This is a genomic window from Bradyrhizobium genosp. P (assembly GCF_049949265.1).
GTDB lineage: Bacteria > Pseudomonadota > Alphaproteobacteria > Rhizobiales > Xanthobacteraceae > Bradyrhizobium.
Map to the genome: position 1 here is coordinate 1837702 of NZ_CP188195.1, position 16054 is coordinate 1853755.

Annotated in this window: 17 protein-coding genes; 10 read left to right on the forward strand and 7 right to left on the reverse strand. The window is 64.7% G+C overall.

Annotated features, from left to right (window positions below; translation table 11 throughout):
• Positions 1-235 precede the first annotated feature (235 nt).
• From ACP2YO_RS09015 to ACP2YO_RS09055, 9 genes are all read left to right on the forward strand, one after another.
• Positions 236-433, forward strand: a complete 198-nt coding sequence (locus ACP2YO_RS09015) for a hypothetical protein (RefSeq protein WP_426440544.1) — start codon at positions 236-238, stop codon at positions 431-433.
• 3 nt (positions 434-436) lie between these two features.
• Positions 437-1192 (forward strand): metal ABC transporter ATP-binding protein, encoded by a 756-nt coding sequence (locus tag ACP2YO_RS09020; RefSeq protein WP_426440545.1) that lies wholly within the window; start codon positions 437-439, stop codon positions 1190-1192.
• 5 nt (positions 1193-1197) lie between these two features.
• Complete coding sequence (locus tag ACP2YO_RS09025; RefSeq protein ID WP_426443109.1) at positions 1198-2067, forward strand: metal ABC transporter permease; 870 nt, start codon at positions 1198-1200, stop codon at positions 2065-2067.
• 5 nt (positions 2068-2072) lie between these two features.
• Positions 2073-2945, forward strand: coding sequence for a metal ABC transporter substrate-binding protein (locus tag ACP2YO_RS09030; RefSeq protein ID WP_426440546.1), 873 nt, complete (start codon positions 2073-2075; stop codon positions 2943-2945).
• Between the two features lie 56 nt (positions 2946-3001).
• Complete coding sequence (locus ACP2YO_RS09035; protein WP_426440547.1) at positions 3002-4051, forward strand: CobW family GTP-binding protein; 1050 nt, start codon at positions 3002-3004, stop codon at positions 4049-4051.
• Positions 4048-5079, forward strand: a complete 1032-nt coding sequence (locus ACP2YO_RS09040) for a WD40 repeat domain-containing protein (RefSeq protein ID WP_426440548.1) — start codon at positions 4048-4050, stop codon at positions 5077-5079. Before ACP2YO_RS09035 ends, ACP2YO_RS09040 begins: the two co-directional genes overlap by 4 nt.
• 86 nt (positions 5080-5165) lie before the next feature.
• The gene (locus ACP2YO_RS09045; RefSeq protein ID WP_426440549.1) at positions 5166-5882 is read left to right on the forward strand and encodes an MgtC/SapB family protein; all 717 of its coding nucleotides are present in this window, start codon (positions 5166-5168) and stop codon (positions 5880-5882) included.
• A 78-nt stretch (positions 5883-5960) separates the two neighbouring features.
• Positions 5961-6290, forward strand: a complete 330-nt coding sequence (locus ACP2YO_RS09050) for a hypothetical protein (RefSeq protein ID WP_426440550.1) — start codon at positions 5961-5963, stop codon at positions 6288-6290.
• A 112-nt stretch (positions 6291-6402) separates the two neighbouring features.
• Complete coding sequence (locus ACP2YO_RS09055) at positions 6403-7143, forward strand: acetoacetate decarboxylase (RefSeq protein ID WP_426440551.1); 741 nt, start codon at positions 6403-6405, stop codon at positions 7141-7143.
• Positions 7144-7185: 42 nt separating this feature from the next.
• Here ACP2YO_RS09055 and ACP2YO_RS09060 read toward each other — a convergent pair whose 3' ends face one another.
• The 7 genes from ACP2YO_RS09060 to ACP2YO_RS09090 all read right to left on the reverse strand — a co-directional run bounded on the left by ACP2YO_RS09060 (position 7186) and on the right by ACP2YO_RS09090 (position 13834).
• Positions 7186-8793 carry a lyase family protein gene (locus tag ACP2YO_RS09060; protein ID WP_426440552.1) on the reverse strand — a complete coding sequence of 536 codons (1608 nt, stop codon included), beginning with the start codon at positions 8791-8793 and terminating at the stop codon, positions 7186-7188.
• Positions 8794-8894: 101 nt separating this feature from the next.
• Positions 8895-10337, reverse strand: coding sequence for a homospermidine synthase (locus tag ACP2YO_RS09065; protein ID WP_426440553.1), 1443 nt, complete (start codon positions 10335-10337; stop codon positions 8895-8897).
• Between the two features lie 47 nt (positions 10338-10384).
• Positions 10385-10774 (reverse strand): RidA family protein, encoded by a 390-nt coding sequence (locus ACP2YO_RS09070; protein WP_426440554.1) that lies wholly within the window; start codon positions 10772-10774, stop codon positions 10385-10387.
• 78 nt (positions 10775-10852) lie between these two features.
• Positions 10853-11020, reverse strand: coding sequence for a hypothetical protein (locus ACP2YO_RS09075; protein ID WP_426440555.1), 168 nt, complete (start codon positions 11018-11020; stop codon positions 10853-10855).
• Positions 11021-11030: 10 nt separating this feature from the next.
• Positions 11031-11636: a GNAT family N-acetyltransferase gene (locus tag ACP2YO_RS09080; RefSeq protein ID WP_426440556.1), complete on the reverse strand. Its 606-nt coding sequence runs from the start codon at positions 11634-11636 to the stop codon at positions 11031-11033.
• 129 nt (positions 11637-11765) lie between these two features.
• Positions 11766-12908, reverse strand: a complete 1143-nt coding sequence (locus tag ACP2YO_RS09085; protein WP_426440557.1) for a type III PLP-dependent enzyme — start codon at positions 12906-12908, stop codon at positions 11766-11768.
• A gap of 665 nt (positions 12909-13573) precedes the next feature.
• Positions 13574-13834, reverse strand: a complete 261-nt coding sequence (locus ACP2YO_RS09090) for a hypothetical protein (protein ID WP_426440558.1) — start codon at positions 13832-13834, stop codon at positions 13574-13576.
• A 130-nt stretch (positions 13835-13964) separates the two neighbouring features.
• On the opposite strand from ACP2YO_RS09090, the gene ACP2YO_RS09095 reads away from it, so the two are divergent.
• Positions 13965-16052, forward strand: a complete 2088-nt coding sequence (locus ACP2YO_RS09095) for a M3 family metallopeptidase (RefSeq protein WP_426440559.1) — start codon at positions 13965-13967, stop codon at positions 16050-16052.
• Positions 16053-16054: the final 2 nt, after the last annotated feature.

The following is a 16054-nucleotide window of genomic DNA, read 5'->3' on the forward strand; positions in this document are numbered from 1 at the left end:
GGCCAGCGATCCATCCGATCGCACTCAAAAGGCCGGACATATGGATGCAAGCGATCCGATCCGCTCAAAAAGCTCTTGTGCCACGGGGGCCGTCCACATATGGGTCCCTGCTTTCGCAGGGACGACGGGAGGAGGCGAGCGCATCTTGCCACCGCGTCACCGCAATGCTGGCCGGCGAGCCACCACCGGGAACCCGGATAGACTCCCGTTATGTTATAATATAACAGTGCTTCCCATGGCCCACACGCATTCCCACGATCACGCTCACCCCCACAGCCATGCCCCCCATGGGCACAGCCATGGCCCGGCGTCGCCGCATCCGGCCCAGGTGGCGCCGTGGTCGATCCTGCGGATGACGGTTCCGGCGCGCCTGGCGGCGGCGCTGGTGGTCAGTGTGGGGCTGTGGGGCGTCGTCTGGCTGGCGATGAGGTGATTGGTGGCTGCGCTCGTCACATTCCGCGATGTCACCCTCGGCTATGATCGCCACCCGGCGGTGCATCACCTGAATGGCGCGATCGAGTCGGGTGCGCTGCTCGCCGTGATCGGCCCGAACGGGGCCGGCAAGTCGACATTGCTGCGCGGCATCGCCGGCGTGCTGAAGCCGCTGTCGGGCGTGATCGACCTCGATGGCCTCGATCACAGGGATATTGCCTATTTGCCGCAGAGCGCCGACATCGACCGCAGCTTCCCGATCTCGGTGTTTGATTTCGTCGGCACCGGGCTGTGGCGCACCACCGGCTTCTTCGGCGGCATCGGCAAGGCCGCGCGCGACAGCATTCTGGCGGCGCTCGCCGCGGTCGGCCTCAACGGCTTCGAGAACCGCCCGATCGGCACGCTGTCGGGTGGGCAAATGCAGCGCATCTTGTTCGCACGCGTGCTGTTGCAGGACGCCCGCCTGATCGTGCTCGACGAGCCGTTCAACGCGATCGACGCCAGGACCATCGCCGACCTGCTCGCACTGGTGAAGCGCTGGAACGGCGAAGGGCGCACGGTGCTGGCAGCGCTGCACGACCTCGACATGGTGCGCAACAATTTTCCGGAAACGCTGCTGCTGGCGCGTGGACCCGTCGAGTGGGGCCCGACTGCGCAAGCGCTGACGCCTGAGAATCTGACGGTGGCGATGCGGATGTGCGAGGCCTTCGATGACCGCGCCGGCGCGTGCGCGGCCGATCCGGGCTCGCAGGCCGCTTGATCGCCATGCTTCACGATGCGCTGATCGCGCCCTTTACCGAATTCGAGTTCATGCGCCGCGCGCTCGCGGCCGTGATCGCGTTATCGCTCGGCGGTGCGCCGATCGGCGTGTTCCTGATGCTGCGCCGGATGAGCCTGGTCGGCGACGCGATGGCGCATGCGATCCTGCCGGGGGCGGCGATCGGCTTCCTCGTCTCGGGGCTCAACCTGTTCGCGATGACGACCGGGGGCCTGATTGCGGGCTTCACCGTGGCGCTGCTGGCGGGCCTCGTCGCCCGCAACACGGAGCTGAAGGAGGACGCCTCGCTTGCGACCTTCTATCTGGTCTCGCTCGCGCTCGGCGTCACCATCGTTTCCATCAAGGGCACCAATATCGACCTGCTGCACGTGCTGTTCGGCAACATCCTCGCGATGGACGACCAGACCTTGCTGGTGATCGCCTTCAACGCCACCGTCACGCTGCTGGTGCTCGCGGTGATCTATCGTCCGCTGGTGATCGAATGCGTCGATCCGATATTCCTGCGCACCGTAAGCCGGGCCGGTGCGCCGGCGCATCTCGCGTTCCTCGCTCTGGTTGTGATCAATCTCGTCAACGGCTTCCATGCGCTCGGCACGCTGCTCGGCGTCGGGCTGATGATCCTGCCTGCCGGCATCGCACGGTTCTGGTCACGCGACATCACCACGATGATCTGCATCGCGGTTGCGAGCGCCATGCTGTCGGGCTATGCCGGGCTCGTGTTGTCGTACCAGACGCGGATCCCGTCCGGCCCCGCGATCATCCTGGTCGCGGCGGGGCTCTATATCGTGTCCCTGCTGTTCGGCAATGTCAGCGGGCTGGTGCGGCAGCTGTTTCCCGGCCGGCATCTCGAGGCGTGATGGCGATGCGACGGTTGATCGGAGTGATTTCTCTGGCGCTCGTGATGACGACCGGCGCGGCGCGGGCGGAAGGACGCATCAACGTCGTCGCCAGCTTCTCGATCCTCGCCGACATGGTCCGCAATGTCGGCGGCGACAGGGTCGAGGTAGCAGCGCTGGTCGGGCCCGACGGCGACACGCATGTCTATGCGCCGACGCCGGCGGATGCGAAAAAAATTGCCGGCGCCCGGCTCCTGGTCGTCAACGGCCTCGGCTTCGAGGGCTGGCTGCCGCGGCTGCTGGAGGCCTCCGGCAGCATGGCGCCGATCACAATCGCGACCACGGGGATTACGGCGCGGAAGCTCGGCGAGCACGCCGATCCGCACGCCTGGCAATCCGTGGTCAATGCGAAAATCTATGTTGGCAACATCCGCGACGGGTTGATCGCCGTGGACCCGGTCGACGCCGACGCCTTCAAGGCCAATGCCGAGGCCTATCTCGCCAAGCTCGATACACTCGATCGCGAGGTGCGGGAGGCGGTGGCGAAAATACCGCAAGCGCGGCGCAAGGTGATTTCGACCCACGCCGCCTTCGGCTATTTCGCCGACGCCTACGGCGTCGAATTCATCGCACCGCTCGGCGTCTCCACCGACTCCGAGCCCAGTGCGCGCGATATCGCCGCCATCATCACCCAGATCAAGACCGCGAAAATTCCGGCAGTTTTTCTCGAAAATATCAGCGATCCGCGCCTGATCGAGCGGATCGCGGCCGAGACCGGCGCCAAGGTCGGGGGGACCCTGTATTCGGACAGTCTGACCGGCGAAAAGGGGCCTGCACCCACTTACATTGACATGGTCAGGCACAATATAAAGGCCCTGACCAGCGCGCTCGCCGATTAGGGTAGGGGCCTCCCTGCCGGGTTGAGCGCAGCACCCCAAGTTCCTTCGGAGTTGTTATGGCTGAAGCTTCGCAAAAAATTCCCGTGACCGTGCTGACGGGCTATCTCGGCGCCGGCAAGACCACGCTGCTGAATCGGATACTGTCGGAAAACCACGGCAAGAAATACGCCGTCATCGTCAACGAATTCGGTGAAATCGGCATCGACAATGATTTGATCATCGGCGCCGACGAAGAAGTGTTCGAGATGAACAACGGCTGCGTCTGCTGCACGGTGCGTGGCGATCTCGTCCGCATCCTGGACGGGTTGATGAAGCGCAAGGGCAAGTTCGACGCCATCATCGTGGAGACCACGGGTCTCGCCGACCCGGCGCCGGTCGCACAGACCTTCTTCGTCGACGAGGACGTGCAGAAGAACGCCCGGCTCGATGCGGTCGTGACGGTCGCCGACGCGAAATGGCTGAGCGACCGCCTCAAGGACGCGCCCGAGGCCAAGAACCAGATCGCCTTCGCCGACGTCATCGTATTGAACAAGACCGACCTGGTGTCGAAGCCGGAGCTCGCCGAGGTCGAGGCCCGCATCCGCGGCATCAATCCCTACGCCAAGCTGCACCGCACCGAGCGCTGCAAGGTGGCGCTATCAGACGTGCTGGAGCGCGGCGCGTTCGACCTCGACCGCATCCTGGAGATCGAGCCGGATTTCCTCGAAGCCGGCGACGATCACGACCATGACCACGATCATCATCGTGGCCACGACCATCATCACCACCATGGCCATAGCCATGGCGGGCTGAAGCATTATCACGACGAGGACATGCAGTCGCTGTCGCTGCGCTCCGACAAGCCGCTCGATGCGTCGAAGTTCATGCCCTGGCTGCAGCAACTCGTTGCCAGCGAGGGGCAGAAGATTCTGCGCTCGAAGGGCATCCTCGCCTTCACCGGCGATGATGACCGCTACGTGTTCCAGGGCGTCCACATGATGCTCGAGGGCGATCACCAGCGGAAATGGAAGGACGGCGAGAAGCGCGAGAGCCGGGTCGTCTTCATCGGTCGCGAATTGCCGGAACAGGCGATCCGCGACGGCTTCGAGAAGTGCATCACGACGTGACGACAGATTTCGACGCGCCCGACGGGCCCTCCATCGTCTCGATCACCGATCGCGTCAAGCTTACTCCGCTCGGCGCGGCCGTCGGCTCGGTGCATTTCCTCGGCGATCGTGCCTTCTTCGTCGGTGCCGAGGAGGAAATCGCGATCGTGACCGCCGATGGCGAGATCACGCGGACGACGGCCCATTCTGGCGCGATCCTGTGCGCGGCATCCGACGGCAAGCGGATTGTCACCGGCGGTGATGACGGCAAACTGGTCGCGATCGACGCCAAGGGCGAGACCTCTACGATCACGACCGATGCCAAGCGGCGCTGGATCGACAATGTCGCGCTGCATGTCGACGGCACGGTGGCGTGGTCGGTCGGCAAGACCGCCTTCGTGCGCGGTGCCAAGACTGGTGACAAGGGCGAGGACAAGACGTTCGAGGTGCCGTCCACGGTCGGCGGGCTGGCCTTCGCGCCGAAGGGCGTGCGGCTTGCGATCGCACATTACAACGGCGTGACGCTGTGGTTTCCCAACATGGCGGCCAATCCGGAATTTCTGGAATGGGCCGGCTCGCATCTCGCCGTCATTTTCAGTCCGGACAACAAATTCCTGGTGACCGCGATGCACGAGCCGGCGATGCACGGCTGGCGGCTGGCTGACAGCAGGCACATGCGGATGAGCGGCTATCCCGGCCGGGTGCGCTCGATGTCATGGAGCGCGGGCGGCAAGGGGCTTGCGACCTCGGGCGCCGATAGCGTGATCGTCTGGCCATTCACCAGCAAGGACGGCCCGATGGGCAAGGAGCCGGCGATGCTGGCGCCGATGCCGGCGCGGGTGTCCGCGGTCGCCTGCCATCCGAAGAACGACATCATGGCGGTCGGCTATAGCGACGGCCTGGTGCTGATGGTCCGCCTCGAGGACGGCGCCGAGATTTTGGTCCGCCGGACCGGCGGCGCTGCGATATCGGGCCTGGCCTGGAATGCCAAGGGGACGCTGCTGGCGTTCGGCGCGGAAGATGGTGACGCAGGCATCCTGGAAATGTAAGAGATCGCGGCATCCAGAGCGTTTTCAAGCGAAGTGGGTACCGGTTCGCGTGAAGAAAACGCGCCAAAAGAAGAATCTCGGGCGCCATGCGATTTCTCACCACATTCCAGCTCGCCGACTTCCTCGACACGCTGATAAGCCTGTCCTCGGCCTTCGTGCTCGGCACGTTGATCGGGGCGGAGCGGCAGTACCGGCAGCGCACCGCGGGCCTTCGCACCAATGTGCTGGTCGCGGTTGGAGCTGCGGCGTTCGTCGATCTGGCGATGCACCTGGCGGGCGCCGACGGCGCGGTGCGGGTGATCGCCTATGTGGTGTCAGGCATCGGCTTCCTCGGCGCCGGCGTCATCATGAAGCAGGGCATGGACGTGCGCGGCCTCAACACCGCGGCGACGCTGTGGTCGTCGGCTGCGGTGGGCTCCTGCGCCGGTGCCGATCTGGTCGCGCAGGCGGTGGCGCTGACCGTCTTCGTGATCGCCGGCAACACGCTGCTGCGTCCGCTGGTCAACGCCATCAACCGCATCCCGCTGAACGAGAAGGCCTCGGAGGCGACCTACTATTTCAAGCTCGCGGTCACCGACGATGCCTTGCCGACCATGCGCGACTGCCTGGTGGAGAAGCTTGAAGCCGCGAAATATCCGGTGGCCGATGTCGACGTGGTGGAGATCGGCGACGATCACTTGGAAATCGTCGCAAAGCTGGTCTCGACCGCGATCGATCCCAACGAGCTGAACGCTGTCGTCACCGACCTCGAAGGCCGGCCAGGGGTGCGCCACGCGACCTGGGAGAGCAATACTGCGGACTGAGTTCCGTAGCCGGACGCTTGGGGGGGAACCATGCCGGAGCAGGATCGTTGACATCGCGAACAAATCGCGGGTGCACGAATGGCTGCGGACCGAACCAGGCGAACGCTGCGGAACGACATGCTGATCGCCACCGCGCTGGTGGTATCGGGCGTAGCGATCTCCGGCCTATCGTTGCGTGCGATCAGCGCAGCCCCGCAAAAGATGGCGCAGGCGACGCAGCCGCTGCAGGGCACGCCAGCGCCGCAGAAGACGGTGCCGCCGGCGGAATCCAAGCCCGGCGGCGAACGTCCGACCACGCCGGCGCCAGAGCCCGCACAGCCCGACGCCGAGGCGCAGAAGGCCGGCGCCAAGCCGGTCTTGCCGCCGGCGCCCGCGGAGAAGACCGCCGCGCCGATCGGGCAGAAATAGCTCTCGCGCATTGTGACGCGCAATTGACGCGTGCTGCCGATTATAGGGTCTCGCCTCCCTCGCCTGTCCGTTCCATAATCCGTCGTCACACCAACGGCAGACGGGGCAATCCATGAAGATCGACGACGTCAGGCGCACCGCCTATTCGATGCCGCTCACCAACCCGGCGTTCCCGCCGGGGCCCTATCGCTTCTACGACCGCGAATACTTCATCATAACCTACCGTACCGATCCGGACGCGCTCGCCGCCGCGGTGCCCGAGCCGCTCGAGGTTGCCGAGCCTGTCGTGAAGTATGAATTCATCCGCATGCCCGACTCGACCGGCTTCGGCGATTACACCGAGACCGGGCAGGTGATCCCGGTCCGCTACAAGGGCGAGGTCGGCGCCTACACCCATGCGATGTATCTCGACGACGAGGCCCCGATCGCCGGCGGCCGCGAGCTGTGGGGATTTCCAAAGAAGCTGGCGCGACCCAAGATCGCGGTCGAGAGCGACGTGCTGGTCGGCTCGCTGCATTACGGCTCGGTGCTCTGTGCCTCCGCCACCATGGGCTACAAATACCGCAAGGTCGACCACGACACCGTGCTGAACGCGATGAAGGCGCCGAACTTCATCCTGAAGATCATCCCGCATGTCGATGGCAGCGCGCGGATTTGCGAGCTGGTGCGCTTCCATCTCGATGACATCACGCTGAAGGAAGCCTGGACCGGCCCCGCCGCGCTCGGCCTGTTCCCCCATGCGCTCTGCGACGTCGCCCGCCTGCCGGTGCGCGAGGTGGTGTCGGCGCTGCATTACAAGGCGGACCTCACCCTCGGATTGGGATCGGTGGCGTTCGACTACATGGCAAAATGACGAGGCGGCCGGTGCGCGTTCAAGACGCGCCCCGGGTCGCAACTAGTGTTCGCCGTCCTTCGGCAGCAGGGCGGCAAAGCTCTGGTCGAGCGCAGCGTCGGCCTTGGCAAGCTTGTCGCGCTGTGCCGCGAGCCAGGCCTCGTCCGCATCGAGGCGCTGCCGGGCTTCCTTGAGCATGCGCCCGGTTTCGGCAGGCTGCGGTCCGCCCACCCCCTTGGTGTGCGCCACGATCCATTCAGGCGACATGACCTCCCTGAATTCAGCCTCGCTCATCGGGAAAGGCCGCGCCGGCATGTTGAATTTGGCGAGCGTCTTGGCGAACAGGTCCGTCACTGCGTCGAACGGAATGGTCTTGGGCGTCAGATCCAGCGGCCGCGCATAGCTGACCATTTGCGACGCGAAGCCGTGCCCCACGCGGAACGGAATCTGGTGCGCTTGCAACAGCAGTTCGGCGAGGTTCATGGTCGACGTCCAGTCGCTTTCCAGCTCCTCCCTGGCGCGCGCCTTGTCGACCACGATCGCGTCGAATACCCCGTCCGCCGCGTTGACCATCTTGATGGCGCGTGGGAACAGGCCGAGATCCTCGAACTCGAACTTGTAGTCGACCATGCCCGACGTGACGTTGTGCGCGCGGATCGACACGGCGTCCGACAGGCCGACCACGTCGGACGCGGCGATGCGCGCCTGCATGATCAGGCCCGGATTGCGCTTCTGCGGCATGGCGCTGCTGGTGTAGGTCGAGCCCTCCTGCAGCAGCAGCCACGGCCGAACCTCGGCGTATTGCGTGTGCAAATCCTGCATCATCACGCCGACACGAATGGCGGCCGAGTTGGCGATGGCGGTGGCTTCAAGCTGGTTGTCGAACGGGATCACCTGGTTGGCGTCCATCGAGTTCTCGACGATGCCGTCAAAGCCCAGGAGCTGGGCGAGGCGTGCACGGTTGAGCGGCCAGATCGAGTCGGACATCACGCCGACGCCCATCGGGCTGAGGTTGAGCCGGCGATAGGCGTCGCTGATGCGCTGCTGATCCCGCTCGAAGGATTCTTCGTGGGCCAGCAGGTAGTGACCGTGGGTGATCGGCACGGCCTGCACCCCGTTGGTGTAGCCGGGCATCAGCGTGTCGAGGTTGTCGGCCGCCTTGGCGAGCAGCCTGGCGCGCAAGCCAAGCAGCGCTTCGGCAAAATCCAGCGTCTGGTTCCGTAATTTGGCAGCACGATACGTCGGGTACATGTCCTGACGGCTGCGCCCGGCGTGAATGACGGAGGCTTCCTCGCCGACCTTGTCGGTCATGATCTTCTCGATCTGGAGCACGTCGCTCGGGCGTTTGCCGTCGGGCTGCTGCGCCTGGCGGATCGTGTAGTCCACGCCCTTGGCGATCAACTGGCCGACATCCTTCGGGAAAATGCCTTCCTCCACCAGCATGACGGTGGAGGCCTTGTTGATCCTGTTGAGCCAGTAGAACTGATCTTCGGCAGCATCCGATTTGCTGGTCGAGGGCTGCGCGCCGCTGGGCGCGTTGGCGCCGATCTTCGCGGCGTTTTCGTTGCATTCCTGCGTGGTCTTGCAGGGCAACTGCCCGGTGTCTGCCGCCCAAGCGTTGGGCATGATCAAAAGGCTGAGGCCTCCCGCGATGCAGGCCAGATATTTCATACGAACCTCCCGGATGCCAAGCGGCCGGCCGGTTGGTTAGCACCGAGGCCGGCCCAAGGCCATTGCCCGGAAGGCGATCAGGGGAGGCGAAGGCGCGCTTGTCAGCGCACCAGGATGTTGCGGAACTGCCACGGATCGGAGGTGTCGATGTCCTCCGGGAACAGGCCGGGCCGGTCCTTCAGCGGGGTCCAGTCGGTGTAGTAACCCTTGACCGGCCCGAGATACGGCATCTGGATTTCGAGCAGACGATCGAAATCCATCTCGTCGGCTTCGACGATGCCTTCGTTCGGGTTTTCCAGCGCCCACACCATGCCGCCGAGCACGGCGGAGGTCACTTGCAGGCCGGTGGCGTTCTGATAGGGCGCGAGTTTGCGGGTCTCTTCGATGGAGAGCTGCGAGCCATACCAGTAGGCGTTGTTGTCATGGCCGAACAGCAGCACGCCGAGCTCGTCGATGCCATCGATGATTTCGTTCTCATCGAGGATGTGGTGCTTTTCCTGCATCTTCGCTGCGCGGCCGAACATTTCAAACAGCGACAGCACGGCATCGTCGGCCGGATGATAGGCATAGTGGCAGGTCGGCCGATAGATCGCCGTGCCCGATGCGTCACGCACCGTGAAGTAATCGGAGATCGAGATCGATTCGTTGTGAGTGACGAGGAAGCCATACTGCGCGCCGCGGGTCGGGCACCAGCTGCGCACGCGTGTGTTGGCGCCGGGCTGCATCAGGTAGATGGCGGCGCCGCAGCCGGCTTCGTGGGTACGCGCATTCTCGGGCATCCATTTTTCATGGGTGCCCCAACCGAGTTCGGAGGGCTGCACGCCTTCCGACAGGAAACCTTCCACCGACCAGGTGTTGACGAAGACATCCGGCTCTTTCGGCGACTTGGAGCGCTGGGTGTCGCGTTCGGCGATGTGGATGCCCTTGATACCAGCCTGCCGCATCAAGTCCGCCCATTCGGCTTTGGTCTTCGGCTTGGGGGCGTTGAGCTTCAGATCGGCGGCGACATTGAGTAGCGCCTGCTTGACGAAAAAGGAGACCATGCCGGGATTGGCGCCACAGCAGGAGACGGCCGTCGTCGAGCCCGCGGGGCGCGCCTTCTTGGCGGCCAGCGTCACCTCGCGAAGGGCGTAGTTGGAGCGCGCTTCCGGGCCCTTCGACGAATCGAAATAGAAGCCGAGCCAGGGCTCGTTGACGGTGTCGATATAAAGAGCACCAAGTTCGTTGCAGAGCTCCATGATGTCGGTGGAGCCGGTATCGACCGAGAGATTGACGCAAAAACCCTGGCCGCCACCTTCAGTGAGTAGCGGGGTCAGCAAGTCGCGATAATTGTCCCTGGTCACGGCCTGCTGGATGAACCTTACATTGTGCTTCTCGCAATGTGCCTTGCGGCCCTCGTCCTTGGGATCGATCACGGTGATGCGCGACTTGTCGTAATCGAGATGCCGCTCGATCATCGGCAACGTGCCTTTGCCGATGGAGCCGAAGCCGACCATGACGATGGGGCCGGTAATCTTCGCGTAGATCTGCGAGGCGGGGCTCATGGGATGGTTTCTCCGGAAAGTGCTGTCGGACAAATGGTGAGGGTGGATCAGGCGCTGCGGCGCTTCGCGGTGACTTCGATCTCGACTTTCATCTCGGGCTTGTAGAGCCCTGCGACGATCAGCAGCGTGGCGGCCGGCCGGATGTCGCCGAGAACCTCGCCGCAAACCGCGAAATGGGCGTCCGCTTCGTTGGCGTCGGTGAGGTAGTAGGTCGCGCGGACGATATCGGCCATCGCGAAGCCTCCCTCCTCGAGGGCAGCCTCGATGGTCTTGAAGCAGTTGCGTGACTGGCTCGTGACATCATCAGGCATCGTCATTGTGGTGTAGTCGTAGCCGGTGGTTCCAGCGACGAAGGCGAAGTCGTCGTCGATGACGGCGCGGCTGTAGCCGGCGGTCTTCTCGAAAGGCGAGCCGGTGGAAATCAGGCGACGGGACATTTGGGACCTCGGCTGAAGAGAGCTTTGCGCGGGGTTTACGGGCTTTTCGCAGGCCCGCGCAACCCCTCCGCGGCGGGCTCAGCGGGACTGCTGGGTGGTGTCCGGCGGCGAGGGTGGTGCGCCGGTCCACCGCCGGATCAGAATGTCCCTCACGATCATGACAGATATCAGGACGACCACGATCGTCGTGACGAGGCTGCGCAAACGCGGACGCGCGACGTCGGTTGTAGGAAGGCTCTCGGACATGGCGGCCGCCTCAAGCCGCGTGCGGAACGGCGAGCGGGGCCTTGCGGCCTCGGGATGCCTTCGCGTTAGGCAACAACTCGCCGGTCGGCGTGATCATGCCCCAGGCGCCGTCGAGGGCGCCTTCGACGAGTTCGAGGCCGAGCAGCCGCTCGCGCTCAAATGCGCCCGGCAGCGAGAGTTCGCCGGTCTTGGCGGCCGAGAAGCCGAACCTGATGTAGTAGGGCGCATCGCCAAGCAGGATCACCGCGCCGTGGCCACGCGCCTTGGCGGCGGTCAGCCCGCGCTTCATCAGGGCGGCGCCGACGCCGAGGCCGCGGCAGGAATCGTCCACCGCCAGCGGCCCCAGCATCAGCGCAGCGCGGCCCCCCGCGCTGACGTGCCACAACCGCACGGTTCCAACCAGCCGGCCGTCCTGGCGCACGGCCGAGAGGCCAAGGCCTCCGGCGGGCGCGCGTCCGTCGCGCAGGCGCTGGCAAATGCGGGCATGGCGGTTGTCGCCAAAGCAGGCATCCAGCAGCGCTTCGCGCGCGACGACGTCGGAGGCTCGTTCCGCGCGGATCGCGAACGGAGCGGCATTCCGAATGAGGGCAACGGGGGTGTTCCGTTTTGCAGTCATGGCACGTCAGTCCTCGCTTGCAACGGCTGTTTGCACGCCGCGGCAAGCGTCGTTCAGAAAGTCAAAAATGACAGGGAGGGAGCCGGCTGGCCGGCTCCCGGTTCGTCAGGCCTCTAAAAAGGAGGCGGCTTAGATGTGGTAGGTCTTCAGCGGCGGAATGCCGTTGAACGCCACCGACGAGTAGGTCGACGTATAGGCGCCGGTGCCGTCGATCAGCAGCTTGTCGCCGATCTCGAGCGTCACCGGTAGCGGATACGGCAGCTTCTCGTACAGCACGTCGGCGCTATCGCAGGTCGGGCCTGCGAGCACGCACGGCGTCATGTCCGCCCCGTCATGCGGCGTGCGGATGGCGTAGCGGATCGACTCGTCCATAGTCTCGGCGAGACCGCCGAACTTGCCGATGTCGAGATAGACCCAGCGCACCTCGTCCTCGTCGCTCTTCTTGGAGATCAGAACGACTTCGGTCTCGATGATTCCAGCATTGCCGACCATGCCGCGGCCCGGCTCGATGATCGTTTCCGGGATCTGGTTGCCGAAATACTTGCGCAGCGCGCGGAAGATCGACCGGCCGTACTGCAGGACCGGAGGAACATCCTTAAGGTACTTGGTCGGGAATCCGCCGCCCATGTTGACCATGGTGAGATTGATGCCGCGCTCGGCGCAGTCACGGAACACGCTCGACGCCATCGCGAGCGCGCGGTCCCACGCCTTCACCTTGCGCTGCTGCGAGCCGACATGGAACGAAATGCCGCACGGCTCCAGCCCGACGCGCTTGGCGAGGTCGAGCACGTCGACCGCCATCTCGGGATCGCAGCCGAACTTGCGCGACAGCGGCCACTCGGCGCCGGCGCAGTCATAAAGGATGCGGCAGAACACCTTGGCGCCGGGAGCGGCACGGGCGACCTTCTCGACCTCGGCGGCGCAGTCGACCGCGAACAGGCGAATGCCGAGCGCGAAGGCGCGCGCGATGTCACGCTCCTTCTTGATCGTGTTGCCATAGGAGATGCGGTCCGGCGTCGCACCGGCGGCCAGCGCCATTTCGATCTCCGCAACGGTTGCGGTATCGAAGCAGGAGCCGAGCGAAGCCAGCAGCGACAGCACTTCGGGCGCAGGATTTGCCTTCACCGCGTAGAACACGCGGCTGTCCGGCAGCACCTTAGCGAAGGTCTGGTAGTTGTCGCGCACGACTTCGAGGTCGACGACGAGGCACGGCTCGGTGTCTTGGCCCTCGCTGCGGCGGTTGCGCAGGAATTCCTGGATACGTTCGGTCATGGCATTCTCCCGGTCCCAGCGACGGGATCCGCATCAACGTGACGTCGGATGAGAGCGCTCCGGCCACATCGCGCGATGGAGGCGCAACGAAGCCAAAAGACTCAAACCAGACTGTGCTGCCGTGGATTGGTTGGGAGAGTTTCCCGCCCGCACACCTGGCAATGAAGGACAAGCCTTTTCAGTAGCCCGCGCCGGCGTTGGACTGCCGGTAGAGACCAAAAAAGCCCGATCCGTCGTTGCTTTAAGTCGCGTCCCCCGTTGAGAGCGGGGTGCGCCGGTTCGCCTCCGGCTGCCAGTCACGGTTGCAAAGAGTGGTGAGACCTTCAGCGGCATCCCTGGAGAGAGATGCTGGCCGCCTCGTGTCCTGACGGACGTAAGCGACCCTCGGTTCATCCACCCCTTGGCGGCTGTCCGGCCTCTTGTCCGGATACCTACCGACTGACACACGACCACAGGCACGTGCGAAATTGGGCAAGGCAGGAAATAAGTCTTTTGACTCTGGTTCGCAAGATTTTTTTTGCGATAGCGACAAATTTCCCTAACGCGAGCTTGCGAGCTCGCGCGCGGCACGCGCTGGAGCGCGCTGAAGATGAACGGCTGTTAAGAATGGCTAACGAAGCGTGTGCGTTTGAGCCCTGTGCCGCAGCGCTTTCTTGAATCGCGCCTCAGGCGCGGCGCGTGAACGGCTCGATGCGCTGAGCGGCGCGGATGAAAGCGATCATGATCAAGACGCCGATGGCAAACAGCACGGCCTGCAGGATGTGGGCGCCGGTGTCGTCGAGCCCGATCAGGATCGCGAGCGCCCAGCCGCCGGCGAACGCCGCGCCGAACACTTCCGCGCCGATCAGGATCGCCGCTGAGATGACGGTGATGACGCTCGGCCAGAGGATCTCGCGCTTGGCTGACGTGGTGGGCTGCATGCTCATGAAATAGGTCCTGTTCAAGGGGCGCAATCTCTCCGAAAAGTGCCCATCTATCAAGCGCAAAAGGCCCAAAAATGCCGTTTCGCGTGATATAGACTGGAGCTTATTTCCAAGGCGAAAAACGGGATATCTGATGTCAGAAACCAGCGCACAGGCCGACGTCCAGATTTCGGCCAATCCCCTCCTGAAGCCCTGGCAGGCGCCGTTCGAGACGCCGCCCTTCGCCGAGATCCAGCCGGAGCATTTCCTGCCCGCTTTCGAGCAGGCCTTCGCCGATCATTCGGCCGAAATCGCCGCGATCACCCATGATCCGACGCTGCCCGACTTCGCCAACACCATCACCGCGCTGGAGCGCTCCGGCAAGCTGCTCTCGAAGGTCGCGGCGGTGTTCTACGACCTGGTCTCGGCGCACTCCAACCCTGATATCCTCGAGATCGACAAGGAGGTGTCGCTCCGGATGGCGCGGCACTGGAATCCGATCATGATGAACGCTGTGCTGTTTGGCCGCATCGCGATGCTGCACGAGAAGCGCGCGACGCTCGGCCTGACCGGAGAGGAGACGCGCCTGCTGGAGCGGACCTATACCCGCTTCCACCGCGCCGGCGCCGGGCTCGACGAGTCCGCAAAAACACGGATGGCTGAGATCAACGAGCGGCTCGCCCATCTCGGCACCTCCTTCAGCCATCATCTGCTCGGCGACGAGCAGGAATGGTCGATGGAGCTCGGCGAGGGCGACCGCGCCGGCCTCTCCGACACATTTGTGGCGGCCGCCAAGTCCGCGGCAGAACAGCGCGGCATGCCCGGCAAGGCGATTGTGACGCTGTCGCGCTCCTCGGTCGAGCCGTTCCTGCAAAGCTCAGAAAGGCGCGACCTGCGCGAGAAGGTCTATAAGGCCTTCACCGCCCGCGGCGACAATGGCAACGCCAACGACAACAACGAGGCCATCGTGGAGATTCTCAAGCTCCGCGAGGAGAGCGCGAAGCTCTTGGGCTTCCCGACCTACGCCGCCTACCGGCTTGAGGATTCGATGGCCAAGACGCCTGAGGCGGTCCGCGGCCTGCTAGAGCGGGTCTGGAAGCCGGCGCGGGCGCGGGCGCTTGCCGACCGCGACGCGCTGCAGGCGCTGATCGCCGAGGACGGTGGCAATTTCACCCTGGCGCCCTGGGACTGGCGCTACTACGCCGAAAAGCTCCGGCAGCGGCGCGCCAATTTCGACGATGCGGCGATCAAGCCCTATCTGGTGCTCGACCACATGATCGAGGCCGCCTTCGACTGTGCCACCCGGCTGTTCGGCGTCACCTTCGCGGAGCGCAAGGACATCCCGGTCTGGCACCAGGACGTCCGGGTCTGGGAGGTCAAGGACCGCGCCGGCCAGCACAAGGCGCTGTTCTATGGCGACTACTTCGCCCGGCCCTCGAAGCGCTCCGGCGCCTGGATGACCTCGCTGCGCGACCAGCAGAAGCTCGACGGCGACGTCGCGCCGCTGGTCATCAATGTTTGCAACTTCGCCAAGGGCGCCGACGGCGCGCCGTCGCTGGTGTCGCCCGACGACGCGCGGACCCTGTTCCACGAGTTCGGCCACGGCCTGCACGGCATGCTCTCCGACGTGACCTATCCCTCGCTGTCAGGCACTTCCGTGTTCACCGACTTCGTCGAGCTCCCGTCCCAGCTCTATGAGCACTGGCAGGAGCAGCCGCAGGTGCTGCAGCGCTTCGCCCGGCACTATGAGACCGGCGAGCCGCTGCCCGACGACCTGTTGAAGCGCTTCCTCGCCGCACGCAGGTTCAACCAGGGCTTTGCCACGGTGGAGTTCGTCTCCTCGGCGCTGATCGACCTCGAATTCCACACCCAGCCGGCTGCGGCCAGCCGCGACGTCCGGGCGTTCGAGAAAAACGAGTTGGAGAAGATCGGCATGCCCGCCGAAATCTCGCTGCGGCACCGGCCGACCCAGTTCGGCCACATATTCTCCGGCGACCATTATGCCTCCGGCTATTACAGCTACATGTGGTCGGAGGTGATGGATGCCGACGCATTCGGCGCCTTCGAGGAGGCCGGCAACATCTTCGATCCCGCCACCGCCAAGCGGCTGCTTGACGACATCTATTCGTCGGGCGGCTCGCGCGACCCCGAGGAGGCCTATGTCGCCTTCCGCGGCCGCGAGCCCGAGCCGGACGCGCTGCTGCGCCGCCGCGGCCTGCTCGAGACGCCAGAGGCTGCCTGAAG